This window comes from Streptomyces sp. Isolate_45 (assembly GCF_024721315.2).
In the GTDB taxonomy this organism is placed as follows: Bacteria; Actinomycetota; Actinomycetes; order Streptomycetales; family Streptomycetaceae; genus Streptomyces.
The window spans coordinates 1-603 of record NZ_JANFAK020000399.1 but is presented as its reverse complement, the minus strand read 5'-3'; the positions used below and the strand labels follow the sequence as shown (position 1 = coordinate 603).

The following is a 603-nucleotide window of genomic DNA, read 5'->3' as shown; positions in this document are numbered from 1 at the left end:
TTCCTCGGCGGCTTCGAGGATCGCCGAGACCGGCTGCTTGATGCCGATGTTCACGACGTTGTAGCCGTTGTTGGTCAAGATGATGTCGACCAGGTTCTTACCGATGTCATGAACATCCCCGCGCACCGTCGCCAACACGATCGTGCCCTTGCCGTCCGCGTCGGTCTTCTCCATGTGCGGTTCCAGATACGCCACCGCGGTCTTCATGACCTCGGCCGACTGGAGGACGAACGGCAACTGCATCTGCCCCGACCCGAACAGCTCACCGACGACCTTCATACCCTCCAGCAGGGTGTCGTTGACGATCGCCAACGCCGAGCGTGTCCGCAAGGCCTCATCGAGGTCGGCCTCCAGGCCGTTCTTCTCCCCGTCGATGATCCGCCGCTGCAACCGCTCGTCCAACGGCAACGCGAGAAGCTCCTCGGCCCGGCCGGCCTTCAACGACTTGGTGTTGACGCCCTCGAACAGCGCCATCAACTTCTGCAGGGGGTCGTAGCCCTCCGCACGCCGGTCGTAGATCAAGTCGAGGGCGGTGCCGACCTGCTCGTCGTCGAACCGGGCGATCGGCAGGATCTTCGACGCGTGGACGATCGCCGAATCCAG

At 63.5% G+C, this 603-nt stretch carries 1 protein-coding gene; it reads right to left on the bottom strand.

All coding sequences use genetic code 11. The features are described 5' to 3' along the window. Positions 1-603 (bottom strand): B12-binding domain-containing protein (locus NOD94_RS41295; protein WP_281211377.1); only part of this gene is annotated, 603 nt, incomplete at both ends.